This window comes from Streptomyces sp. NPDC104367 (assembly GCF_055583825.1).
The window spans coordinates 14,084-37,892 of the sequence record NZ_JBVJND010000013.1 but is presented as its reverse complement, the minus strand read 5'-3'; the positions used below and the strand labels follow the sequence as shown (position 1 = coordinate 37,892).

At 69.6% G+C, this 23,809-nt stretch carries 23 protein-coding genes; 16 read left to right on the top strand and 7 right to left on the bottom strand.

What is annotated here, in order from left to right; genetic code table 11:
- Nucleotides 1–10: 10 nt before the first annotated feature.
- The 12 genes from ACZ619_RS20635 to ACZ619_RS20580 all read left to right on the top strand — a co-directional run bounded on the left by ACZ619_RS20635 (nt 11) and on the right by ACZ619_RS20580 (nt 11,119).
- A complete protein-coding gene (locus ACZ619_RS20635) occupies nt 11–1,096 on the top strand; it encodes a hypothetical protein (protein ID WP_469600759.1) in 1,086 nt (361 codons plus the stop codon).
- Nucleotides 1,097–1,441: 345 nt separating this feature from the next.
- Nucleotides 1,442–2,605, top strand: coding sequence for a thiolase domain-containing protein (locus ACZ619_RS20630; RefSeq protein ID WP_469600756.1), 1,164 nt, complete (start codon nt 1,442–1,444; stop codon nt 2,603–2,605).
- Nucleotides 2,602–3,012, top strand: coding sequence for a Zn-ribbon domain-containing OB-fold protein (locus ACZ619_RS20625; RefSeq protein ID WP_469600754.1), 411 nt, complete (start codon nt 2,602–2,604; stop codon nt 3,010–3,012). Before ACZ619_RS20630 ends, ACZ619_RS20625 begins: the two co-directional genes overlap by 4 nt.
- Nucleotides 3,013–3,137: 125 nt before the next feature.
- Nucleotides 3,138–4,091, top strand: coding sequence for a thioredoxin-disulfide reductase (gene trxB / locus ACZ619_RS20620; protein WP_469600751.1), 954 nt, complete (start codon nt 3,138–3,140; stop codon nt 4,089–4,091).
- Nucleotides 4,092–4,141: 50 nt separating this feature from the next.
- Nucleotides 4,142–4,570: a nuclear transport factor 2 family protein gene (locus ACZ619_RS20615; protein ID WP_469600749.1), complete on the top strand. Its 429-nt coding sequence runs from the start codon at nt 4,142–4,144 to the stop codon at nt 4,568–4,570.
- A 109-nt stretch (nt 4,571–4,679) separates the two neighbouring features.
- The gene (locus ACZ619_RS20610; protein ID WP_469600747.1) at nt 4,680–5,480 is read left to right on the top strand and encodes an SDR family NAD(P)-dependent oxidoreductase; all 801 of its coding nucleotides are present in this window, start codon (nt 4,680–4,682) and stop codon (nt 5,478–5,480) included.
- A gap of 85 nt (nt 5,481–5,565) precedes the next feature.
- Nucleotides 5,566–6,492, top strand: a complete 927-nt coding sequence (locus ACZ619_RS20605; RefSeq protein ID WP_469600744.1) for a cyclase family protein — start codon at nt 5,566–5,568, stop codon at nt 6,490–6,492.
- Between the two features lie 11 nt (nt 6,493–6,503).
- Entirely contained in the window at nt 6,504–7,121 is a 618-nt protein-coding gene (locus ACZ619_RS20600) for an EthD domain-containing protein (RefSeq protein WP_469600742.1), read from the top strand.
- Nucleotides 7,122–7,192: 71 nt separating this feature from the next.
- Nucleotides 7,193–8,197 carry an enoyl-CoA hydratase/isomerase family protein gene (locus tag ACZ619_RS20595; RefSeq protein ID WP_469600739.1) on the top strand — a complete coding sequence of 335 codons (1,005 nt, stop codon included), beginning with the start codon at nt 7,193–7,195 and terminating at the stop codon, nt 8,195–8,197.
- On the top strand, nt 8,190–9,308 hold the full coding sequence (locus tag ACZ619_RS20590; RefSeq protein ID WP_469600736.1) for a CoA transferase: 1,119 nt from the start codon (nt 8,190–8,192) through the stop codon (nt 9,306–9,308). The genes ACZ619_RS20595 and ACZ619_RS20590 overlap by 8 nt, the downstream gene beginning before the upstream one ends.
- Nucleotides 9,305–10,687, top strand: coding sequence for an amidohydrolase family protein (locus tag ACZ619_RS20585; protein ID WP_469600734.1), 1,383 nt, complete (start codon nt 9,305–9,307; stop codon nt 10,685–10,687). Before ACZ619_RS20590 ends, ACZ619_RS20585 begins: the two co-directional genes overlap by 4 nt.
- Before the next feature lie 303 nt (nt 10,688–10,990).
- Entirely contained in the window at nt 10,991–11,119 is a 129-nt protein-coding gene (locus ACZ619_RS20580; protein ID WP_469600732.1) for a hypothetical protein, read from the top strand.
- A gap of 619 nt (nt 11,120–11,738) precedes the next feature.
- On the opposite strand, the gene ACZ619_RS20575 is transcribed toward ACZ619_RS20580, so the two are convergent.
- Nucleotides 11,739–12,368 carry a TetR/AcrR family transcriptional regulator gene (locus ACZ619_RS20575; protein WP_469600729.1) on the bottom strand — a complete coding sequence of 210 codons (630 nt, stop codon included), beginning with the start codon at nt 12,366–12,368 and terminating at the stop codon, nt 11,739–11,741.
- A 227-nt stretch (nt 12,369–12,595) separates the two neighbouring features.
- Here ACZ619_RS20575 and ACZ619_RS20570 point away from each other — a divergent pair, with 227 nt between their 5' ends.
- The 4 genes from ACZ619_RS20570 to ACZ619_RS20555 all read left to right on the top strand — a co-directional run bounded on the left by ACZ619_RS20570 (nt 12,596) and on the right by ACZ619_RS20555 (nt 17,140).
- On the top strand, nt 12,596–14,149 hold the full coding sequence (locus ACZ619_RS20570; protein ID WP_469600725.1) for a class I adenylate-forming enzyme family protein: 1,554 nt from the start codon (nt 12,596–12,598) through the stop codon (nt 14,147–14,149).
- A 413-nt stretch (nt 14,150–14,562) separates the two neighbouring features.
- Entirely contained in the window at nt 14,563–14,994 is a 432-nt protein-coding gene (locus tag ACZ619_RS20565; protein ID WP_469600721.1) for a nuclear transport factor 2 family protein, read from the top strand.
- A 308-nt stretch (nt 14,995–15,302) separates the two neighbouring features.
- Nucleotides 15,303–15,878, top strand: a complete 576-nt coding sequence (locus ACZ619_RS20560; protein ID WP_469600718.1) for a UGSC family (seleno)protein — start codon at nt 15,303–15,305, stop codon at nt 15,876–15,878.
- 176 nt (nt 15,879–16,054) lie between these two features.
- Nucleotides 16,055–17,140, top strand: coding sequence for a hypothetical protein (locus ACZ619_RS20555; protein ID WP_469600716.1), 1,086 nt, complete (start codon nt 16,055–16,057; stop codon nt 17,138–17,140).
- Between the two features lie 190 nt (nt 17,141–17,330).
- Here the strand turns inward: ACZ619_RS20555 and ACZ619_RS20550 are convergent, their stop codons facing one another.
- From ACZ619_RS20550 to ACZ619_RS20525, 6 genes are read right to left on the bottom strand one after another with little or no spacing between them, the layout of a single operon-like run.
- Nucleotides 17,331–18,116 carry a 3'(2'),5'-bisphosphate nucleotidase CysQ gene (locus tag ACZ619_RS20550; RefSeq protein WP_469600713.1) on the bottom strand — a complete coding sequence of 262 codons (786 nt, stop codon included), beginning with the start codon at nt 18,114–18,116 and terminating at the stop codon, nt 17,331–17,333.
- A gap of 13 nt (nt 18,117–18,129) precedes the next feature.
- Nucleotides 18,130–19,320, bottom strand: a complete 1,191-nt coding sequence (gene cysC / locus ACZ619_RS20545; protein WP_469600711.1) for an adenylyl-sulfate kinase — start codon at nt 19,318–19,320, stop codon at nt 18,130–18,132.
- Between the two features lie 25 nt (nt 19,321–19,345).
- Nucleotides 19,346–20,623 carry a sulfate adenylyltransferase subunit 1 gene (locus ACZ619_RS20540; RefSeq protein ID WP_469600710.1) on the bottom strand — a complete coding sequence of 426 codons (1,278 nt, stop codon included), beginning with the start codon at nt 20,621–20,623 and terminating at the stop codon, nt 19,346–19,348.
- On the bottom strand, nt 20,623–21,537 hold the full coding sequence (cysD, locus tag ACZ619_RS20535; protein ID WP_469600708.1) for a sulfate adenylyltransferase subunit CysD: 915 nt from the start codon (nt 21,535–21,537) through the stop codon (nt 20,623–20,625). Before cysD ends, ACZ619_RS20540 begins: the two co-directional genes overlap by 1 nt.
- Complete coding sequence (locus tag ACZ619_RS20530; RefSeq protein ID WP_469600702.1) at nt 21,534–22,586, bottom strand: hypothetical protein; 1,053 nt, start codon at nt 22,584–22,586, stop codon at nt 21,534–21,536. Before ACZ619_RS20530 ends, cysD begins: the two co-directional genes overlap by 4 nt.
- Nucleotides 22,587–22,623: 37 nt before the next feature.
- Nucleotides 22,624–23,793, bottom strand: a complete 1,170-nt coding sequence (locus ACZ619_RS20525; protein ID WP_469600696.1) for a sulfotransferase family protein — start codon at nt 23,791–23,793, stop codon at nt 22,624–22,626.
- Between the last annotated feature and the right edge of the window lie 16 nt (nt 23,794–23,809).

Genomic DNA, 23,809 nt, shown 5'->3' with positions numbered 1-23,809 from the left:
GGTTGTGCGCGTGACATCGGCCAAGCTCCACCTCGATATAGACGGTTCGCTCGAAAGCTTCTACGACTACGCGGAGCGGGAGAACCTGGGGGACGGTCTGCCGCTCGTCCCCCCGACGCCCGAGCGGGTCGAGGCGATGCTCGGCACCGTCGACCGGGCGGCCGACGACGTGGTCGCGGTCCTGATGCCGCGTGGAGCGGCGGCGACCGTCGAGGCCATCGCGGCCAACGCGGTCATGGCGGGCTGCCGCCCGGACTACTTCCCGGCGGTGCTCGCGGCGGTGGAGGCGGCGTCGGATCCGCTCTTCCGGCTGGGTGACATGGCGGTGAACAGCAATCCCATCACCCCCCTTCTGGTGGTGAACGGGCCGGCCCGCGACGCTCTGGGCGTCAACTACCAGTTCCAGTGCTTCGGCCCCGGTGGCCGCGCGAACGCGACCATCGGCCGGGCGCTGCGGCTGGTGATGATCAATCTCGGGGGGGCCGTCCCGGGGCTGGTGAGCAAATCGGTGCACGGATCGCCCATGCGGTACTCGATGTGCATCGGTGAATGGGAGGAAAGAAATCCCTGGGGCCCGCTGCACGTGCAACGCGGATTCCGGGCCGACGAGAATTGCGTGACGGCGCTCAGTGCCAACTCCTTCCTGGAGATCGGCGACATCTGGAGTCGGAGCGGCGAGTCCTTCCTTCTCTCCATCGCCCGCAGTATGAGGACCACCGCGGGATCGTGGATCATCGTGGGCTGCTCGCCGATGACGATCGTGCTCAACGGGAACTGGGCCGAAGTCATCCATGGCGACGGATTTTCCGATCTCGCGGACGTCCGGGAGTTCCTGTGGAGGGAGAGCCAGGTACCGCTGGGTGATTTCTCGGAAGAGATCCAGAAGGCCCTGAGCGAGAAGAAGGCGTATTCGCCGGACGGTCCGACCGACCAGAGTCTCATTCTTCCCGGCGACATGGTCGCCATGACGAACAGCCCCGACAACTTCGAGATCGTCGTGGCCGGCGGCGAGTCGGGTCTGCACGGAGTCGTGTGCCATGGCTGGGCGTTCGAACGCCCCGTCACCCGGTCGTTCGAACTCGCGCAGTCCGGCTGAGAGTACGGCCCACATCGGCCGGGCCGCCGAGGCTCGGCCTTTTCCGCGTGCTCGAAAACGCCCGGTGCGCATACGGTCGTGCGGGCGACCGGGATATGACCGCGGGTCGATGTCCGGCGCACACCGTGTCACCGGCGGAAAAGTAGGCCACTATTTTGGTGACAGCCTCTAGACCGGCGAATCACCGCTCGTTTAGCCTTCGGCCACGGGATTGCCGAAGGCGGCGTGGAGGAACCTTATGCCATCACAGCGAAGTGTGGCCGGGCCCGGTGGTGGATGCATTCCATCCCGGTGCCGTCGGAAAGAAGCCGCGAGCACCGCACTCCGATTCGTGCCGAGGGCCTTGTGAGCCTGCGCGGGAAAGCCCATATCGCGGGTGCCTACGAGCACCCCGAACGGAAGATCACCGGCAAGTCCGTGCCGCAGCTGCATCTTGAGGTGGCGCTCGGTGCTCTGCGGGACGCCGGACTGACGGTGAACGACGTGGACGCCTACTTCTGCGCCGCCGACGCTCCGGGATTCGGTCCGGTGTCGATGGCCGAGTACATGGGCCTGAGGAATCTGAGATATCTGGACTCCACCGAGTTCGGCGGCTCCTCGTATCTCAGTCACGTCGGCCACGCGACGGCGGCCATCGCCGCCGGCAAGGCCGACGTCGCCCTCATCACGCTCGCCGGGCTGCCGCGCTCGCTCGGCGGGGTCAGCCGGCCCCGTTCGAACGGTCCCGAGGCCGGATTCGAGGATGTCTACGGACTCACCACGACATCCCTGTACGCGCTGGCGGCGCGGCGGCACATGTACGAGTACGGGACGACGAGCGCACAGCTGGCGGAGGTCAAGGTGGCGTCCTCGTACCACGCGTCGTTCAACCCGCACGCGCTGCTGCCGCGGCAGGTCACGGTCGAGGAGGTCCTGGAGTCGCCGATGATCAGCGACCCGCTGCACCGGCTCGACTGCTGTGTCGTCACCGACGGGGGCGGTGCCCTCGTCGTGGTGTCGCCCGAGGTCGCCAGGGACCTCGGCCGGCTGACGGTCAAGGTGCTCGGGCACGGTGAGTCGCCCAAGTACGCGATGAACGGAAGAAACGATCTGACCTGCACAGGCGCTAGATGGTCGGGTCCGCGCGCGTTCGAGGAGGCCCGGGTGACCGTCGCGGACATCGACTACGCGTCGATCTACGACTCCTTCACGATCACCGTGCTGGAGACCATCGAGGACCTCGGCTTCTGCGCGAAGGGCGAGGGGGGCCGGTTCGTGTCCGAGGGCGGCCTGCGGGCGCCCGGGGGAAGGCTCCCGCTGAACACCGACGGCGGCGGCCTGTCCAACAACCATCCGGGTTTCCGCGGCGGCGTGACGAAGGTCGTCGAAGCCGTCCGCCAACTGCGCGGTGAAGCGCACACCGAGGTGCAGGTGCCCGACTGCGAGTTCGCGCTGGCCCACGGCACCGGGGGCACCCTGGGCACGAGGATGGGCAGTGCGACCCTGATCCTGGGCCGGGAGGATGCGTGAGCACGGCACTCCCCGCACCGGAACCGCAGATCAACCCCGAGACACAGCCCTTCTGGGACGCCGCCGGGGCGGGCACCTTGATCCTCAAACGCTGCGCCGACTGCTCCGGGGTGATCTGGTACCCGCGGGCGATCTGTCCGGTGTGCTGGAGCGACAAGACCGAATGGACCGAGGCGTCCGGGCGCGGGACCGTCTACACCTACACGGTCAACCGCCGCGGCCAGGGCGACTACGCCGACGCAGCTCCCTACGTACTTGCCTACGTCGAACTCGACGAGGGCCCGCGGATCCTGACCAACATCCTCACGGACGACTTCTCGAAGATCGGGATCGGCAGCCGGGTCGAGGTCGTCTTCTGCCCGACCGAGGGCGGCGTCACCGCGCTGCCGCGCTTCCGCCTCACGTAGGTCCCCGCGGGCGGCCCCGCGGGTGACACGGCCCGGGCCCGAACCCGGGGCCGGCCCGGGTACCGTCCGGCGCGACCACCCGAAGCGGTCCCCAGTCAGCGCACATCGAATGGAACGAGACATCCGTGACCAACCACCGCAACGTCATCATCATCGGATCGGGCCCGGCGGGCTACACAGCCGCCCTCTACGCCGCCCGGGCGGACCTCAGGCCCCTGGTGTTCGAGGGCATGGAACTGGGCGGCGCGCTGATGAACACCACCGAGGTCGAGAACTATCCGGGCTTCTCCGACCCGGTCATGGGGCCGGAACTCATGATGCAGTTCCGTGCCCAGGCCGAGCGCTTCGGCGCGGAGCTGGCGAGCGACGACGTGGTCGAGGTCGACCTCACCGGCCCGGTCAAGACCGTGCGCACCCGGACCACCGAGCACACCGCCGACGCGGTCGTCCTCGCGATGGGCTCGGCCTATCGGCATCTCGGCGTCGACCGTGAGACCGAACTCTCGGGACGCGGCGTCTCCTGGTGCGCCACCTGCGACGGCGCCTACTTCCGGGACATGGACGTCGCCGTCGTGGGCGGGGGCGACACCGCCATGGAGGAGGCCGACTTCCTCAGCCGGTACGCGTCGTCGGTCACGGTGATCCACCGGCGCGACGCGCTCCGGGCGAGCCAGATCATGGCCGACCGGGTCAAGGCCAACGACAAGGTCCGCTGGGTCTGGAACTCCGAAGTCGTCGACATCCTCGGCGGCGACGCCGTGGACGGGATCCGGCTGCGCGACACCCGCACGGGTACCGAACGGGATCTCGCCACCGCCGGCCTCTTCGTCGCCATCGGCCACGAACCGCGCAGCGAACTGGTCCGCGGCCAGGTCGACCTGGACGACCACGGCTATGTGCTCACCGGCGAGGGCACCCGCACCAACCTGGCCGGAGTCTTCGCGGCAGGCGACCTGGTCGACCACACCTACCGCCAGGCCATCACCGCCGCCGGTTCCGGATGCGCCGCGGCCCTGGACGCCCAGCACTACCTGGCGGGGCGCTCCGCACCGACCGGGCAGGTCGTGGCGAGCGCGTGACGCGCGCCCCGCACCGGACAGCACGGCCGAAACCGAAAGAGGAACCCACCTTGTCCGCATCTCCCACGTCCCCCGCGTCGCGCACCCTGCCGACGGAGGACTACCACGCGATCGAGCAGCTGTACGCGCGATACGCCTTCGCCATCGATCTGAGGGACATCGACGCATGGGTCGCCTGCTTCACGGCGGACGGCGAACTCGGACGCGCCCAGGGAAAGGTCGTCAAGGGCCATGACGCGCTGCGCGCCCAGGGCGACGCCATGGCGCACAGCCCGGCCGCCCCGGGATACCACTGGAATACGAATCTCGTGATGACGCCGACGGATACCGGTGTGCTGGGGGAGTGCTATTTCATGCTGCTCAAGGCACCCGAAGGAACCGGTGAGATCACCATCGTCGGCCATTTCAAGGACGAGCTGGTCAAGCTGGACGGCGTGTGGCTTTTTCGGCGACGGCTGATGCACTCCCTCTACGAATGACCCGTGAGGGTGGCAGGGCTGTGTGCACATTATGCAGCCACCGGTTCCGGTGGAATGCTCGGGAAACTTTCCCCAAGACATCAACTGCTTCAGCGTGAAGGAATGACACATGGGTACTGATGGACGGCTGAAAGGCAAGGTCGCGATCGTCGTCGGAGCGGGCTCCAGCGACGCGGGCACCGGAATCGGGCAGGCCATCGCGTTGCTCTTCGCCCGCGAGGGCGCGCGCGTGGTGTGTGTCGACCTGGAGGCGGAGCGCGCCGCCGCCACCCAGAAGATGATCTCCGACGTGGGAGGCGAGGCGGTCGCGGTCGATGGTGACATCTCCGACGAGGCCACCTGCGAGCGGGCGGTCGTCGCGGCGGTGGACGTGTTCGGGACGGTCACGACACTGGTCAACAACGCCGCCTACACCCCGCTCGTCGGTGTGGCGGAGACGACGCCGGAGCTGTTCTCCCGGGTGATGGCCGTGAACACGCTGGGTCCGTTCATGATGTGCCGGGCGGCGATCCCGGTGATGACCGAAGTGGGCGGCGGATCGATCGTCAATATCGGCTCGGTCTCCTCGATCCGCTCCGGAGACGGCAGGCAGGCCGCCTACGCGTCGTCGAAGGCGGCGCTCCTGGGCCTGATGGTCGACATCACGAACGCCCACGGCCGCGACGGCATCCGGATCAACACGGTCTCGCCGGGGATGATCGACACCCCGCTGCGCCGCCAGACCATGCGGGACATGGGGTACGACCCCGACACCTACCCGTTCGGCCCCCAGTGCCCCCTCGGGCACGCCGGCGAACCGTCGGACATCGCGCGCGCGGCACTGTTCCTCTCCAGCGACGACGCCCGGTTCATCACCGGGGTCCACCTGCCCGTCGACGGTGGCCTCACCACACGGCAGCGCACGAGCTGAGCCACGTCCACGGTGTCGCCCCGACACCCTCGTCACGACGCATCCCCGTACCCCGCGCGACCGGCGCCTCCGAAAGAGGATCACCATGAACGACCGCCCGAACCTGCCCACGACCGACGACGTCCTGCGTTTCCACCACGAGCTGTCCAACTGGGGACGATGGGGCGACGACGACCAGCTCGGCACCCTGAACCTCATCACCCCGGAAGCGCGCCTGCGGGGCACGGCGGCGGTGAAGCACGGGGTCAGCGTGTCGTGCGCGTGGGACGTCCCGACGGCGACCGCGTCGGCAGCGCGCGACACGGCGGTGCAGAACTTCCCGCCCGCGGAACTCCAGTGGGGAGGCATCGCGGAGCACGTGCGCTACGACTGTCACGACTCGGCGTTCACCCACCTCGACGCGGTCTCCCACATCTTCTGGAAGGGCAAGCTCTACAACGACCGCGACGTGACCGACGTCGTCAGCGCCGACGGAGGCATCTCCTTCGGCAGCATCGACGTCGCCGCGGCCGGCCTGGTGACCCGGGGGGTGCTGCTCGACATCCCGGCGGCGCGCGGCGTCGACTGGCTGGAGTTCGGGGAGCCCGTCCTCCCGGAGGACATCGAAGCCGCGGAGAAGCGCCAGGGGGTGACCGTCCAGTCCGGCGACGCCGTGCTGCTGCGGACCGGCTACGACCGGATGCGGCACGAGACCGACCAGCGGCTCTCGCCGACCAGCGGCCAGCAGGGCTGGCACGCGGCCTGCCTGCCCTGGCTGCGCGAGCGTGACGTCGCCTACGTCGGCTGCGACACCGGCCAGGACGTCATCCCGTCCGGCTACGACTCGATCATGCTGCCGATCCACACGGTGGCCCAGTCGGCCATGGGCCTGTGGCTCATCGACCACTGCGACCTCTACGCCTGCGCGCAGACCGCCGAACGCCTGCAGCAGTGGGACTTCCTCATCTCGGTCGCCCCGATCCGGTTCGAGAAGACCTCCGGAAGCGCGGTCAACCCGATCGCCACCTTCTGAGACGAGTCGTCATGGAGAAAATGATCTGGCTCTTCCACCGTGTGACCCGACGAAGCCCGGAGGACTTCGCGGATCACTACGTGAATCACCACGCGGTGCTGGGCCGAGAACTGTGCCGAATGATGGACGGCTATTCGGTGAACATCGTCACGGGCACCGACGGCCCCAATGCCGTCACGGAGCATTGGGTGGAGAATGTCGTGGACTTCCTCGACATCACGAAGAACTACGACTCGCCGGAGGATCGTCGTAAGGTCTTCGAGGACGACAGGACCCTGATCGACCACACCAAGACGCACGTATTCGTATGCCGCGAGGAATCGGTCGTCGGCGGGGATTTCCCCGACGCCCCGCTGGGCACCAAGTCGCCCGAGCGGAAGACCGTCCTCTTCTATCGGAGCGTCGCCGCCGCCGAAAGGCATACGGTGGACGCGCGGAAGGTGGTCGACAACCACGTGTACGGCGAACTGGTGATGGCCGAGCGAGGCCGTGTCAGCCTCCCCTCCGACATCGCCGTCATCCGGATGGCCTGGGGCGTCGCGCCGCACGACGTGCCCGACGGTGTGGACGTCCTCAGCGTGGACGAGTACCGGCAGATCACTCCGACGGCCGAGCCGCCCACGAGTTGACCTGCTCTGAGAAGATCGCGGGACGCGCGTGCGGCCACCCGGCCGTACGGGCCCGTACCCGAGGAGGGCCGATGCTGAGCGTCCGCGACGTGGCCGACGGCGCCGTGGCCCTGTCCGGTGATCCGGCGCAGGCGCCGCTCGCCGTCGTCGACCTGGACACCCCGGCCGAGCCGGGCGACATCGCCGGGGCCCTCAGGGCGCTGGCCGGGCCGACCGTCGTCACCGTGGGGTACGCCGAGCGGCCGGTGAGCCGCGCGGCGGCCCCGGTGATGGAGGCCCTCACCTGTACGGTGGCGCCCGGCGGGCCCGGACGGGCCTGGGTGGCCGTGGACGACGGACTCCCACGGCTGACCCGGGCCACGGCCAGGGCGCCCCGGGCGGCACTCACGCTGGCCGACCTGCTGACCGCGAACGCCCGGGCCGACGTCCTCGACGGGCTCCGGACGGAGTCGCTCGCCTACTCCGTCCTCCTGGCCGGACCCGAGTTCGCCGCATGGCGGGCGGCCACGCCATCACGCGCCCCACGAGCCGCGTCCGAGCCGGTCCTGGTGCACCGTGACGCGGCGCTCCTGGAGGTCACGCTGAACCGGCCCGAACGGCACAACGCGTTCGGCCGCGCGGTCCGCGACGGTCTGATCGAGGCCCTCACCGTCGCCCTGCTCGACGACAGCGTCAAGGAGGTCCTGCTGCGCGGCGCCGGACGCTCGTTCTGCTCGGGCGGCGACCTCGACGAGTTCGGCACCGCCGCCGACCCCGTGTCCGCGCACCTGACCCGCCTCGGACGCAGTGCCGGCCACCTGGTCCACCGGCTGCGCGACCGGGTCGTCCCCGAGCTGCACGGCGCGTGCATCGGCGCCGGAATCGAGGTGCCCGCCTTCGCCGCCCGCGTCACGGCACACGACGACGCCTTCTTCCAACTGCCCGAGCTGACCATGGGGCTCGTCCCCGGAGCCGGCGGCACCGTCTCGCTCACCCGCCGAATCGGCCGCCACCGCACCGCCTATCTCGCACTCAGCGGCGACCGCATCGACGTACCGACCGCTCTGGCCTGGGGTCTGGTGGACAGCCGTGTCTGACCCCGTCCTCGACTGGGCCCGGTCGGGCGCCTTCGCCCTGACCGGGCGGCCCGACGGCCCGCCGCGGCTGCCCCCCGGCCGGGCCGCCACCGTCGTCCGTGAGCACCTGGCCCACCTCGGTCTGACCCTTCCGGGGATCCTCGGAGAGCGGGCCGCCTACGCGGGACTCACCCGACAGGGCCCCTGGTCGTGCGGTGGCGCCTTCCGCGTGCTGCCGACCGGGGACGGACACCTCGGACTGTCGCTGGTCCGCCCCGCGGACCTCGAACTGCTCCCGGCGCTCGTCGAGGGCGATGTCGACGAGCCGTGGCAGGCCGTCGGCGCGTGGGCGGCCGGTCGTCCCACCCGTGCGGCGGCGGAACGCCTGGCCCTGCTCTCCCTGCCCGGCGGCGCCGTTCCGGAACCGGGACGCAACCGTCGGCCCGGCGTCGTGACCACGGCCCTCGGCAGCCGCACCCCCACGGCCGAGCCGCTGGTCCTGGACCTGAGCAGCCTGTGGGCCGGGCCGCTCTGCGCCCACCTGCTCGGCCTGGGCGGCGCCCGTGTCGTCAAGGTCGAGTCCCGCCAGCGGCCCGACGGGGCCCGACGCGGCCCGGCCGCGTTCTTCGAGCTGCTCCACGGCGGTCACGAGCGGATCGTGCTCGACCTGGCCACCGAGACCGGACGGCTCCGCGACCTCATCCGGGAGGCAGACCTGGTCGTCGAGTCCTCCCGGCCCAGGGCCCTGCGCCACCTCGGCATTTTCGCCGAGGAAGCCGTCGAGGCGGGCACGTCCTGGCTCTCGATCACCGCACGGGGACGACACGACGACGCGGTCGGCTTCGGCGACGACGTGGCGGCCTGCGCCGGCCTGGTCGTTCCGGACGCCGGTGCCCTGCTGCCCGTGGGGGACGCGATCGCCGACCCGCTCGCCGGGGTGACGGCGGCGGTCGCGGCGGCCGACGCCCTGCGGTCGACGCAGGCCCGGCTGATCGACGTGTCCATGCTGCACACCGCCGCGGCGACAGTCGACCACGGCACCGTCCCCCACCGGGTCGTCCACCACCGAGGCGAGTGGTGGGTCGAGTACGACGGAGGCCGCGTGCCGATCGAAGGGCCGCGCCCCCGATGAGCCTGCTGATCCGGGACGTCGCGGTCGACGGCAGGCGGGTCGACGTGCGCGTGGCCGACGGCCGGGTCACCGAGGTCGGACCCCGGCTGCGCGCCACCGCGACCGACGAGGAGAGCGTGGACGGAGCCGGCGGTGCCCTGCTGCCGGGGCTTCACGACCACCACATCCACGTCCTGGCGCTCGCCGCGGCGTGGGAGTCGGTGGACGTCGGCCCCGAGGCCGTGGACGGCCCCGCCGCCCTGGCCGAGGCCCTGCGCACGGCCACGCCCCGGTCCGGCTGGATCCGCGCGACGGGCTATCACGACGCGGTGGCGGGCCCGCTCGACCGGCAGGTGCTCGACCGATGGATCGCCGACGTACCCGTACGGGTCCAGCACCGCAGCGGGGCCCTGTGGATGCTGAACTCCCGTGCCCTGGAGCGCGTGGCACACGTCCTGGACACGAGCGCCGACGTCGAGCGCGACCACGACGGCGTCCCGACCGGGCGGCTGTGGCGCTACGATTCCCGGCTGCGCCCCGCGCTGCCGGACCACCCCCCGGACCTGGCCCCCGTCGGACAGCGCCTGGCCGACCACGGCATCACCGGAATCACCGACGCCACACCCGACCTAACCCCCGGTGCCCTGGCCCTGCTCGCCACCGCGCGGGCGACGGGCGCACTTCCCCAGCATCTCACCGTCCTCGGCGCCCCCGAAGGCGTCGGCCTGCCCGCCGGGATCACCTCCGGACCGCGCAAACTCCTGCTGCGCGACCACGACCTGCCGGCCTTCGACGAACTGGCCGCCACGGTCGCCGCCGTCCACGACACGAGGCGGGCCGTCGCCGTCCACTGTGTGACGCTGGAGTCGCTCGTCCTGACGCTGACGGTCCTGGAGGAGGTCGGGGTGCGTCCCGGCGACCGCGTCGAGCACGCGTCGGTCGCGCCGCCGGCGCTGGCGGAGTGGATGGCGCGCCTGGGCGTACGGGTGGTGACCCAGCCCGACTTCCTTCGCACCCGGGGCCGTGTCTACGCGCGCGAGGTCGAGGCCGAGGACCTCCCGCACCTCTATCCGTACGCCTCCCTGCGCGACGCCGGGGTCCCCGTCTGCGCCTCCAGCGACGCGCCGTACGGGGAGGTCGGCCCGTGGCAGGTGATCGCCTCGGCCGCGAACCGTTCCCTGGGTCCCGGGGAACGCGTCCCCGCGCGGGTCGCGCTGGCCGGGTACCTCAGCCCCGCCGATGCCCCGGGAGGTCCTGCCCGCCGGGTGCGGGCCGGGGCGCCCGCCGATCTGGTCCTGCTGAAGACGGACCTCGCCAGGACACTGCGCACCCCGGAAACGTGTCGCCCCGTCGCCACCTGGGTCCGAGGCGTGCGGGTGTCACCCCGGACCGCCCGCTAGAAACCTCTGGAAGCCTCAAGAGGCCTCTCGTCCGACGCCCTGGGCGCACAGCGAGCCGTCGGCAACGACGTCGGCGAGGCTCGGTGCGTCCTCAATTCCTTCCCGGGAGCACCACGAGGCCGCCCGGGCCGACGTCTTCCGCTCCGTCGGAGTCGAGTTGGTGGTGCCGATCTCCGCTTTGAGCAGTCCGAAGAAGCTCTCGGCTGGAGCATTATCATAATATGTGCCGGTTCTTCCCCTGCTCTGTCGCAGGTTCAACCGCCTTGTCTCGCATCGGAATTCACTGCTCGTGTACTCGCTTCCGTGATCGCTGTCCCTGATGCAGCCGGGCTGAAGGCCGCCGCGCCCGGCGGCCATGCGCGGGGCGTCGGTGACCAGTCCGGCGCGGTGCTGGTCGCCAGGCATCACCAGCCCCCGATCGTCGGCAGGTGAGTGATGTCCCCGACCGGTTTCGTGCCGGGCTTCCTGGCGGTCAAGTCGCGGCCGAGCAGTCCGGGGGCCGGGGCGGCCTTGGCGTCGTGCTTCGTCTGGCGGCGACGGCGGGTGGTCCCGCGGATGTCGCGCATACGACCGGCCAACCCGCCCTCAGCGCAATGCCGTTCGGCGCCGGCCGCGCGGCGAGCCACGAGTAACAGCTGGAGCGGTTGATGCCCGGCACGCGGCACAGCCACGCGACGCCATAGCCATCGTGGCCCTCTCCGCACCGATGAAGAGATACAGAAGACCTCGGCCTTCACCAAGACCTCGTTCGCCTTCTTGGCTTCGGCCGACTCGCGGCGAACGCGACGCAACTCCTCGCGCTCATCAGTCGTGAGCGCGCCCTTCGGCCCCTCGCCCCGGTCGGTCCTGTCCTGCCTGACCCAGCCCCTCGGGGCTCACTCCCGGCTCCCGGGCAACCTCGGTGACGTTCCGATGCGGCGAGGACCGGACGAGCACGATCGCGTGCCGCTTGAACTCGGTTCAGCGGGCGGACTTCACCACCGCGCTTCCCCATGCTCCGAACGCCACGGAGGATTGATCGCAGGCACCCTCACAGGGGGACGTGGCCCGGTCAGGGCGCGTCCGCACCATGGAAACCGACGAGGCGCAGGGCGAACTCGCTGTACTGGTCCGCGACTTCTTCGGCAGACAGCTCGCCGTCCTCCCGGAACCAGCGGGCGATGCTCACGCACATCTCCAGGATCCCGAACGATGCCAGAGAGGGTTTCTCGACATGGAACACGCCGCCGCCCACACCATCGACGATGAGGGTTCGGATGGCACCCTCGTGGCGCCGGCGCAGGTGGAGGACCCGCTCATATGCCCCGTCCTCAAGGCTGGAGATGTCCCGGCTGACGACAAGCGCCTCACGACGATGGAGGGCGTGGCGCAGTGCGTACGCCCTGACGACACTGCGCAGTGTGTCCACCGGACCGGTGCTGTCCGCCGCCGCCGCCTCGTAGTCGGCCCACACCTGTTCCGTTGTCTCCGAGACGATCGCATCGAGCAGGTCCTGCTTGGAATTCATGTGATTGTAGAGGCTCGGCGTGCGCACTCCGAGCTCGGCTGCGATCTCACTCAGCGCCGTGCCGTGGTATCCGCGCCGGGCAAAGAGGGTGAGCGCCGCGTCGCGCACGGCTGCCGGAGTCACCGCGCCCCGCGTCTCACGGGACTCGGCCGATCGGGATCGCGTCATCGCCATGCGTTACAGCCTACGGCCCACGGTGCGCGGTGGGGTCGCAGCCCTCATGATCTTGACAACCTGCGCCGCGCACTCGTCCGAGCGGCCGCCTGCCGCTCGTGAGGGGCGCGCCGAAATCGTCGGCGCTGCCACCCGGACCGAGTGGGCCGTTCCAGACTCTTGTGTCCCGCTTGGGGCCTACCTATATTCACATCACTAATTATCGTTAGTTAGCGTCTGGGGGTGCTGTGCTCAACGTCGACTTGATCCGTCCCGTCCCGGAGCTCCTCACCAGCCATGCCGTGCGCTACGGGCCGAAAGTGGCGTTCTGGGACGACCGGATCTCGATCAGTTACGCGGACCTCGCCGAGCGGACACGTCGGTTTGCCGGGCACCTCGTGGCCGGGGGGTTGGCGCCGGGCGACCGGGTTCTGGTCTTCATGGACAACCGGGTGGAGGTCGCCGAGTGCTACCTCGCGCTGACCCGGGCGAGCCTGGTGGGTGTCTGTGTGAACCCGCTCGCGGCCACTGCCGAGCTCGCTCACATGGTCACCGACAGTGGGGCAAGGACGGTGATCACAGACCCGGAACACCTGAGGCAGGTCCGTGACCTCCTGGAGGCCGGTCCGGATCCCGAGTCCGTTCGGATCGTGTTGGCCGGGGAGAGCGCTGGGAGCGAGGGGCTGCTCGCGTACGACACCCTGGTGTCCCAAGAGCCCGACGCTGAGCCGCGTGACGACCTCGGCCTGGACGACGTCGCATGGATGCTCTACACCTCGGGTACGACCGGGCGCCCCAAGGGTGTGCTGCTCACCCAGCGCTCCTGCCTCTGGGTGGTCGCCGCCTGCTGGGCAGCCGTCGTCGAACTGTCCTGCGACGACGAGTTGCTGTGCGCTCTGCCGCTCTTCCATTCCTATGCTCTTGATCTGTGCGTGCTCGCGGTCTTCGCCGTCGGAGCGAGCGAACGGATTCTTCCGAGGTTCTCCACGAGCGGGGTGCTGGATCAGCTGTGCTCCGGCCGCTACACGGTCCTCCCCGGTGTGCCGACGATGTTCCAGTACCTTCTCCGCGGCGCGAAGCAGCGCCCGGAGGCCGAGTACAAAGGTCGACTCCGGACGTGCGTGACCGCAGGAGCCATCATGTCCGGCCCCCTCAACGCCGAGTTCGAGGAAGTCTTCGGCGTGCGTCTCCTGGACGGATACGGCATCACGGAGACCTCCACCATGGTCACCATGAACTCCTTGTCCGGAAGCCGCGAGCTCGGTTCCTGCGGGCTGCCGCTGCCGGGCATCTCGGTGCGCCTGGTCGATCCGTCGACCGGCGAGGACGTCGGGACCGGGCAGGAGGGTGAGCTATGGGTCAGCGGCCCCAACGTCATGGCCGGCTATCACCGGCTGCCCGAGGCGACTCAGGACGTCCTGCGGTGTGGTTGGTACCGCACCGGTGACCTGGCCCGTCGGGATGGCAACGGGTTCCTGACGATCAGCGGACGGGTCAAGGAACTGATCATTCGTGGCGGCGAGAACATCTACCCGGCCGAGATCGAGGAAGTGCTGTTGGCGGCCGAAGGTGTCACGGATGCCGCCGTCGTCGCGCGAGACCATGACGACCTGGGTGAAGAGCCGATAGCGTTCGTCGTGCTCGACAGACCCGGCGAACTCGACCGGGAGGCCCTTCTGGAGCACTGCCGAAGTCGGCTCTCGCGCTTCAAGGTGCCGGCCGACATCGTCGAGACCGATGCCGTTCCCCGCACGGGATCAGGGAAAATCCTGCGGTTCCGCCTGCGCGAACGATCCGGTTGAAAGCGGTGACGCACAGGCCGGCAGGGTGACGGATCGCGCGTGAGGAGACGTGAGTTGATTCGGCGACCCGGGCTTTGCGGGAAAGCTGCGGCACGCCGCCGCCCAGCAGGACGAACCGAGCGTGGATCTCGTCACGACGTCGGTGCACACGGTCCACTGGCCTTCTCGTCGTCCCGTACCGCGTCGACCGCCCCGCCGCGCAATCTCTCGCGCTCGACAGGGTCGACCAGCTTAGTAGTGTACTACAATGCGTGTCACGTCGACGTGCCGAGCGGCCCGCAGGATGGCGCGGTCCGGCGTGTGGTGCGTGGTGCGGTGGGGCTCGGTGGTACCAGCCGGCGGGCCGGGGTGCGACCGCGAGGATGGTCGACGCTCCGGCGACTTCGACAACGCGCAGTGAAGGAGTCCGCGTTTTGAATACGGCAACCGAAGGGTCGGGGCTGACCCTGGAGGACTACGTCCAGATCCAACAGCTGTACACCAGGTACGCGTTCGCGATCGATCTGCGAGACATCGATACCTGGCTCGAATGCTTCACCGAGGACGGTGAGCTCGGGCCGGCGGATGACAACCCGGAACTGGCCCGGCGCTCTTCGGTGAGGAAGGGCCGTGAGGCCTTGCGCGCGATGGTGCAGGGAAACTCCGTGAGCGCCAAGGGGTATCACTGGTGCGGAAACGCCGAGATCAACTCGACGGCGACAGGGGTGACCGGGCGGTGCTACTTCATGCTTGTCAAGACTCCGGGTGAGCGTGCCGAGATCACCGTCACCGGCTACTACCGGGACGAGCTCGTCAACGTGGACGGCCGGTGGCTGTTCCGCAGCCGCCGGGTTCATTCCGTCTAGTCCCCATACCGGTGCCGGTGACCCGAGGAGCGGGATCCCGGTGCGGGGGACAATGCCGGGTGGATTCGTCGAGGCTTTGTGCCGGCGCGGGGTTCAGGCCGGGCTCATTTCGGGCTGTCGCGGGTATGGGTGGTGGTCGCGCCGTCCCGCCGCGAGAATCGGGCACAGGGCGGCGGGCTGTCCCATTGACCGACTGGAACAGGCGTCCTACGCTCTTGCGGGAATCGCACTAATGATGGTTGGTTGGTAAACATGTGCGGCCAAAAGGCAAGGAATACGCGGCCGAAGGCGAAGAAGAGGTGAACGGGATGACCGTGACGGAGACTCTGATCGCTGGTACGGAACCCCTTGAGTACCTGACCATCATCGATCCACGCGGCACGACCGGGGCTCAGGAAGGCAGCGTCGGGGTCGCTGTCCCGGACAGCCTGAAAGGCAAGAAGGTCGCGATCGTGACGCACGGTCATTGGCGATCGTGGACCTACTTCCGCGACAGCCTTGAGGATTACCTTTCACTGCCGGACCACGGCATAGCCCACCAGCGGTGGGAGGACGAGAGGCCGTATCTGACCGAGCGCTACGACGACATCGCGCGCAACGCCGACGTCGCAGTCGTAGGCCTCGGCAACTGCGGGTCCTGTACGGCCTCCGTTGCGACCGCCGCGGCCGAACTCGCCTCCCGGGGGATGCCGGTGACGGTTGTCGCGACCGCCGGGTTCCGGACGTTGGCGGAGAGGACCCTGCAGTTCCGCGGCCAGGGGCAGGTGCCCGTGGTGGCACTGCCGGCGGCCTACGAGGTCATGAGCGAGGACGAGATCGTGCGTATCGCGGCCGAGCGCGTGGGCGATGTGGAAACCGCGCTGACGGGACGGTCCGGCTCGTAGGCCTCCTGCGGACCCTGGCCACCGGCGGGCGCCGCCGGTGGCCAGGGTCCGCAGGAGGCCGCGGATCGTCGCCCGGCGGCTTGTCCATCGCCCAGTCGCACCGTGAGACCGGCGGTGGCTGGTCGAGAGCCGCCCACCGGCCGACGAGCGGACGGTGGCCGAGAGAGGTGGAAGGCATGGCATCTGCTCAACTCAAGTTGCGGATCGACGGTTCTCCAGAAAGCTTCTACGAATACGCGGAGCGGGAGAACCTCGGGGACGGCCTGCCGCTCATCCCGCCGACACCCGACCGGGTGGCGGCGATGCTCGGCACCGTGGACCGGTCGGCCGACGAGGTGGTGGCCACTCTCATGCCGCGCGGAGGAACGGCGACGGTCGAGGCCGTCGCCGCGAACGCCGTGATGGCGGGTTGCCGCCCGGACTACTTCCCGGTTGTGCTCGCGGCCGTGGAAGCCGCCTCGGATCCGGTGTTCAGGCTCGCCGACATGGCGGTGAACAGCAATCCCATTACGCCGTTCCTCGTCGTGAACGGACCGGCGCGGGATCGCCTGGGCATCAATTACGGGTTTCAGTGCTTCGGTCCCGGAGGCAGGGCGAACGCGACCATCGGGCGGGCGCTCCGACTCGTGATGATCAATATCGCGGGCTCCATCCCGCGTACGGTCAGCAAGTCGGTCCACGGTTCGCCGGCGCGGTACTCGATGTGCATCGGTGAGTGGGATGAGCGGAACCCGTGGGGCCCGATACATGTGCAGCACGGTTTCAGTGCCGATGAGAATTGCGTGACGGCGTTGAGCGCAAACTCGATCCTGGAGATCGGTGACATCTGGAGTCAGAGCGGTGAGGGATTCCTGACGTCCATCGCGCACAGCATGCGGACCACGGCCGGCTCGTGGATCATCGTGGGCTGCTCACCGATGACGATCGTACTCAACGGCAACTGGGCCGATGTCATCTATCGTGATGGATTCACGGATCTCGCGGACGTCAAGGAATTCCTCTGGCGAGAGAGCCAGGTGCCCCTGCGGGAGTTCTCGAAGGATATCCAGAAGGCTCTGAACGAGCGCACAGCGTATTCCCCGCTGGGTGCTACGGACGAAAGTCTCATCCTTCCGGGCGGCATGGTCGCCATGACCAACAGCCCCGACAGGTTCAACATCGTGGTCGCGGGCGGCGAGTCGGGACTTCACGGCATCGTCTGTCACGGCTGGGCGTTCGAGCGTCCCGTCACGCGGTCGTTCAAGCCCGCGACGGACGTCTGACAAGACCGCTGCCGGAAGCGTCGCGGCCACCCGCTCCGCGTCGGCACATGAGGCGTCGGCCGGCGTTCGCCGGGCGCACCCGGTCCGCGGTGCGCCCGCCACCTCCCGCGAGCACGTGCTCCACCGTGGCGCCGCACGCGTCCTCGCGCCGTGAACCGGGTCGCGCCTGCTCAGGCGGCGAAGGACCGGATCAGTCCGCGACGCCGACCCGGGCGATGGTCTCCAGGATCACAGACGCCCGCTCGGACCGGCACACCACGAGGTCCGGCAGGTAGACATCGGGCTGGTTGTAGCGGAGGGGGGAGCCGTCGATCCGGCTGGTGTGCAGTCCCGAGGCACGCGCGACGGCGACGGGCGCCGCCGAGTCCCACTCGTACTGACCACCGCCGTGGATGTAGGCGTCCGTCACGTCACGGACCACCGAGACCACCTTGACACCCGCCGACCCCATGGGCACCAGCTCCGCATCCAGCTCCTCGGCGAGGCGGAGGACGAAGGCGGGGGGCCGGGTCCGGCTCACGGCGATCCTGAGCCGCGTCCCCCGTGCCGCGGACAGCCGCGGCGGCTCAGCCGTGTCGAAGGTGACACCCAGGGCGGGCTGGGCGACCGCTCCCGCGACCAGGTCGCCGTCCTCCCACAGGGCCACATGAACCGCCCAGTCGTCGCGCGGACGCTCGGAGAACTCCCGCGTACCGTCCAGCGGGTCGACGATCCAGACCCGCCGAGCGCGCAGCCTCGCCCTGTCGTCCCTTCCCTCCTCACTCAGCACGACGTCATCCGGTCGGTACCGGGCGAGAAGCCGGACCGCCAGCTCGTGGGCCGCCAGGTCACCACGGTCCTTCAGTTCTCGCCCCTCCAGGGCGGTGTCCCGGACCTCCAGCAGCCGCTCACCGACCGCGGTCGCGACCCGGGTCGCGACCGCGTGGTCGTCGCCGACGGCGGAAGGGCTGCCTATGGCAGCGGTGACGTCGTTCATGGGGTACTCCCTCTCATGTGAAGGCAAGGAGGCCACGCGCGAGGAGGTCTCCGAGGACGAGGTCGCGTGCCCGCTCCAGGGTCATGCCGGTCGTGTCCACCCGTATGTCGGCGTCCTCGGGTACCTCGTAAGGCGAGGAGATCCCGGTGAAGTCCGGGATCAGGCCGGCCCGCGCCTTGGCGTACAGCCCTTTGCGGTCGCGGCGCTCGCACTCTTCGAGCGGCGTGGCCACGTGGATCAGGACGAGGGTCCCGCCGGCCTCCGCCACCTCCGCCCGGACCTCTCTGCGCACAGCGTCGAAGGGCGCGATCGGGCTGCAGACGGCGATGCCGCCGTGCCGACCGACCTCCGCCGCGACCCAGCCGATCCTCCTGACGTTCGCGTCCCGGTCCGCGCGGGAGAACGTGAGCCCGGCCGATAGATGCCGGCGCACGACGTCGCCGTCCAGGCTGGTCACGGCGCGCCCGGTGGACTCCAGGATCGACTCCTGTACGGCCGTGGCGAGGGTGGACTTGCCGCTCCCCGACAGACCGGTGAAGAAAAGGACCAGACCCGCCGGGCCCGGGCGCCCGGGTTCGACCGGGGATCCCGTGCCGACCGGAGCCAGCCACTTCACCCCGTCGGCCGCGTAGTTGCCGACGACGTGGCGGACGACCTCGGCATCGCACTCGGCATCGCTCCTGCGGGGGACCGGGACGGTGACGACCTGCGCGCCCGACAACCTGGCCGCCGCCGCGAGCGCGGAGCGGATCAGCCGGGGCTGGTCGGCCGGCCGGCGACCGGCCCCGGTGATGACCAGGAGGGTGACGGGTAAGCCCATAGCGGCGGTCGTGATCTCCGCCAGGTCGCCTGCGGTGACCTGGCGCTGAACCACCACCGTCAAGGCGGCGTCGCCCCTTTCGGCGCGGACCTCCTCGGGGGCGAGCTGGAGCCGACGGAAGGCACCCGACCCGAGCAGCACCGTCGTTCTGACCTCACCGGCGACCCCGACCAGGCCCGCCCCGGTGTCGTAGGTGCTCTCGATGTCCACGGTGGCCAGCGGGGCGCCTTCGAGGTCGACCACGTCGAGCACGCCCGCCCGCACCGCCGCGGCCGCCACCGACGGATCGACGTGAAGTGCGGTCATGGCACCGGGGCCCACGTAGCGGCGCTTCGGCGTCAACGCCCCCCAGACCAGCAGACGCAGGTCCTCCGTCTCCGACACCGACGCGACATGCCGGGCGACCACGTCAGCCGACCGAGTTGACGATGCCGGCGCCGACGGTGACGCCGGTCGCCTCGTCGATCAGGATGAACGAGCCGGTGGTGCGGTTCGTGGCGTAGGGGTCCGCCAGCAGCGGCACCGTGGTGCGCAGCCGGACGCGGCCGATCTCGTTGAGGCCGAGCTCGTGGGTGTCCTGGTCACGGTGGAGGGTGTTGACGTCGAGGCGGTACTGGATGTCCCTGACCAGGGCCCGCGCGGTGCGGTTGGTGTGCTTGACGGCCAGCTTCCGCCCGGGGGTGAGCGGGGTGCCGGTCATCCAGCAGACCATCGCGTCGACGTCCTGCGTGGGGGTCGGAGCGTTCTTCACCCGGGCGATCATGTCGCCGCGCGAGACGTCGACGTCGTCCTCGAGCCGGATGGTGACCGACATGGGCGGGAAGGCCTGGTCGATCTCCTGGTCGAAGCGGTCGATGCCGGTGATCTTCGAGGTCATGCCGCTGGGCAGTACGATGACCTCGTCGCCCTTCTTCAGCACGCCGCCGGCCACCTGACCCGCGTACCCGCGGTAGTCGTGGTGGTCGTCGGACTTGGGCCGGATGACGTACTGCACCGGGAAGCGGGTGTCGATCAGGTTGCGGTCGGAGGCCACGTGGACATGCTCCAGGTGGTGCATGAGCGTGGGACCGGAGTACCACGGCGTGTTCTCCGAGCGGGTCACGACGTTGTCGCCCTGCAGCGCCGAGATCGGGATGACCTCCAGGTCCGGTACGTTCAGCTTGGTGGCGAACCGGGTGAACTCGCGCTGGATCCCGTCGTGCACGTTCTGGTCGTAGCCGACGAGGTCCATCTTGTTGATGCAGAGCACCAGGTGCGGCACCCGCAGCAGCGACAACAGCACGGCGTGGCGGCGCGACTGCTCCGTCAGGCCGTGCCGCGCGTCGACGAGCACCAGGCCGAGGTCGGCGGTGGAGGCGCCGGTCACCATGTTCCGCGTGTACTGCACGTGGCCCGGGGTGTCGGCGATGATGAACTTGCGGTTCGGGGTGGCGAAGTAGCGGTAGGCGACGTCGATGGTGATGCCCTGCTCGCGCTCGGAGCGCAGGCCGTCGGTGAGCAGGCTCAGGTCGACGTACTCGTAGCCTTTCTGCTTCGAGGTCTGCTCGACCGCCTCCAGCTGGTCGGCGAAGATGGCCTTGCTGTCGTACAGCAGCCGTCCGATGAGGGTCGACTTGCCGTCGTCGACCGAGCCCGCCGTGGCGAAGCGCAGCAGGTCCATGCCCGGTCTGTCGGTGCCGGTCGCCATCAGAAGTAGCCCTCCTTCTTCCGGTCCTCCATCGCCGCCGCGCTGAAGCGGTCGTCTCCACGGGTGGCGCCGCGCTCGGTGACGCGGGCTGTCGCGACCTCGTCGATGATCTCGGGGACGGTGCTCGCGGTGCTCTCGACGCATCCGGTCAGGGTGATGTCCCCGACGGTGCGGAAGCGGACGGTGCGCTCCTCGGCGGTCTCGCCGGGGCGCAGCGGGTTGTGCGCGGTCTCGCTCAGCAGCATCCCGTCGCGCTCGAAGACCCGGCGCCGATGGGAGAAGTAGATGCTCGGGATCTCGATGCCCTCGCGGCCGATGTAGTCCCAGACGTCCAGCTCGGTCCAGTTGGAGATCGGGAAGATCCGCATGTGCTCGCCCGCGTGCAGGCGGCCGTTGTACAGGCTCCACAGCTCGGGACGCTGGTTCTTCGGGTCCCACTGGCCGAACTCGTCGCGGTGGGAGTACACGCGCTCCTTGGCGCGTGCCTTCTCCTCGTCGCGGCGGCCGCCGCCGAAGGCGGCGGTGTAGCCGCCCTCCTCCAGGGCGTTGAGCAGAGTGCCGATCTGGAGACGGTTGCGACTGGTCCTGCCGTCGTCGACGACGATGCCCTTCGCGATCGCCTCGTCGACGCTCGCGACGTGCAGCCGCACGCCGAGCCGGCCGACCCAGTTGTCGCGCGTCGCGAGTACCTCGGGGAAGTCCAGGCCGGTGTCGACCTGGAGGACCGGAAACGGGATCTTCGCCGGGTAGAACGCCTTCTCCGCCAGGCGCAGCATCACGATGCTGTCCTTGCCCCCGGAGAACATCAGCACGGGTTGCTCGAACTCGGCGGCGACCTCACGGAAGATGTGGATCGACTCCGCCTCCAGCTGGTCCAACTGGCTCAGCCGGTAGTCGGTGTGGGTCTGGGTCATGAGACGAGAGCCGTCCTCTCGGCAGAGCGGGCCGGGCTGGGCAGGCACGAGCGTTCCAGGAGGCCGTAGGCGGTCTGACCGTCCCACTCGTAGCGGACCATCGCCTGCTGGAAGTCCGTCCGGTTGGTGCGCCGCACGCCGTTCACCGTCCATCCGGGAAACAGCGACCCACCGGCCGGTGAGAACGACTCACCGTGCACGGTGCCACTGATGTGGACCTCGCGGCCGTCGGTGTCGAGGACGAGGCTCACATCGCCGTCCGCGTCCGGCTCCGGGCTGAGCCACCGGACCTCGCGCACCACCGCGTCCGTCCGCTTGCCGTCCCGGAGCACGAAGCCCCCCGAGAACTTCGGAGGGCCGCCGGGCACCGAACGGTAGACGAGCAGTTCGAACGCCGACCCGTCAGGGAACAGCGCGCCCTGCCAGACGTGGCCGTCGAACGTGCCCCCGGCACGGATGCCCGTCCGCAGGACCCGAAGCCCCGTACCGCTGAGCGAGTGTTCCGTTCCGTCGATGACGATGTCGCCCGTGCTGCGGAAGAACTGCGTCAGACGGCCGCCCCCGGCGGCGCCGACCCGCGATGAGGCCTGGAACCACGGAGGGGCCGCCATCGTCGCCGTGATCTCGAACACGACATCGGCATCGCCCTCCGGCGGTGATCCACGACGTTGCGACGTGCTGTCGGTCAGCCGCATCGGTCCGTTCCACGCGGCCGTCCACCGCCGCAGCGGCTCGCGCTGCTCGAACCGGAGCGGCCCGGCGAGGATCCGGCGAGCGCCGTCCGGGAGATCGGCGACGGCGAAGTCGTCGACGGGTCCGGCTCCGTTCAGCACGAACCTGCCCGGAACGACGACGTTGGCCTGCAGTCCCGCGTGCTCCCACTGGCCGGCGACCGCCTCGACGGCGAACCGCGGCAGGCCGACCGCCCCCGTCTCGCCGAAGACCCACATGTTCGCGCCGAACCGGAAGGCGGGATCGATCTCCGACCTGTGCGGTATGCGATCGACGTCATCGGGGCACGCGTCCCACAGGTCTTGCACCAGCTCCATGTCTTCTCCTGACGCCTTCTGCCGTCTCATCGCCCGCTCAGAGGAAGCTGCCGAAACGGTCCATGTAGGCCTCGAACCTCCGCAGCACTGTTTCGCGGTCCAGCCCGAAGTCCTCCAGGGAGAACTTCACCCGGCTGAACTCCTGGCTCGGTGCGTTCAGCCACGCGCGCATCTGCTTCTCCGCTGCCTCCGACCACTTCATCCCGGCGGCGTCATAGATCGTGTGTACGACCTGCAGGGGAGCGTCGATCAGGTCGCGTTGGGACACGTCGATCATCTGTGCCTCGATATCGGGATCGAGCCGTGCGGCGAGCGCGTGTTCCATCGCCGTCGCCCAGTCGTCGAGCAGTTCCTTCCCGATGAGGCCGGCGGCTTCGCGATCCGAGACGTCCACGCCACGGTAGGTGGCGTACAGGCCGCAGAGCGAAGGCAGGACCTTCGCGGGGTCTCGATGCGTCTGGACGAACCGGGCCGTCGGGTAGCGGGCGGCGAGGGCATCCAGCATGTAGAGGTGGTGGGGCGACTTGAGCACCCAGCGCGGGCCCGGGCCGTCGCCGGCCAGGTGCCGCAGGACCAGTTCGTGGCTCCAGTACGGGTTGGGCGCGGTGGTCGTCCGGCGCCATGTCGTCCAGCGCGGGAGCCGTTCGACGAAGCCCCAGCGGAACTCTAGCGCCATGAACGTCGTGCATTCCGCCGGGAGGTTCTTGCCGTACGTGTGCAGACCCAGTGCGACGACCTGTCGGTTGTGCACGGTGGGGTCGGGGATCCAGACGCCCGGAGCCGCTGCCTCCTGAGACGGCTGTGCGGGCTCCTGGCAGAGGTGCTTGATCTCCCACTGCGTGGGCGACCGCGTGCCGGGGTCCTGTGCCAGCAGGTCCACCAGTGCGGTGGTGCCGGTCCTCGGCAGGCCGGTGACCACGAGCGGTGACACGATGTCCGCCGCGGGCTCGGCCCGCCGCTTCGCCCCCTCGACGATCCGGAGCCGGACGACGAGCCGCTCCCGGCAGGTCCGTATCAGGCGCGCACGGTCGCCGACGGTCAGCTCGGACTCGTCGATCGCCCTGAGCAGGATGCGCAGGCCCGCGCGGAAGGAGTCGTCACCGAAGTCATCCAGGCCGGCCTCCTGCACGGCCTCGTCCAGCAGAAGGGCGAGGCCCACGGCGCCGTCCTGCGACTCGGCCGTGTCGATGGCCCTGCTTGTCGTCATCTCAACTGCTCCCTCT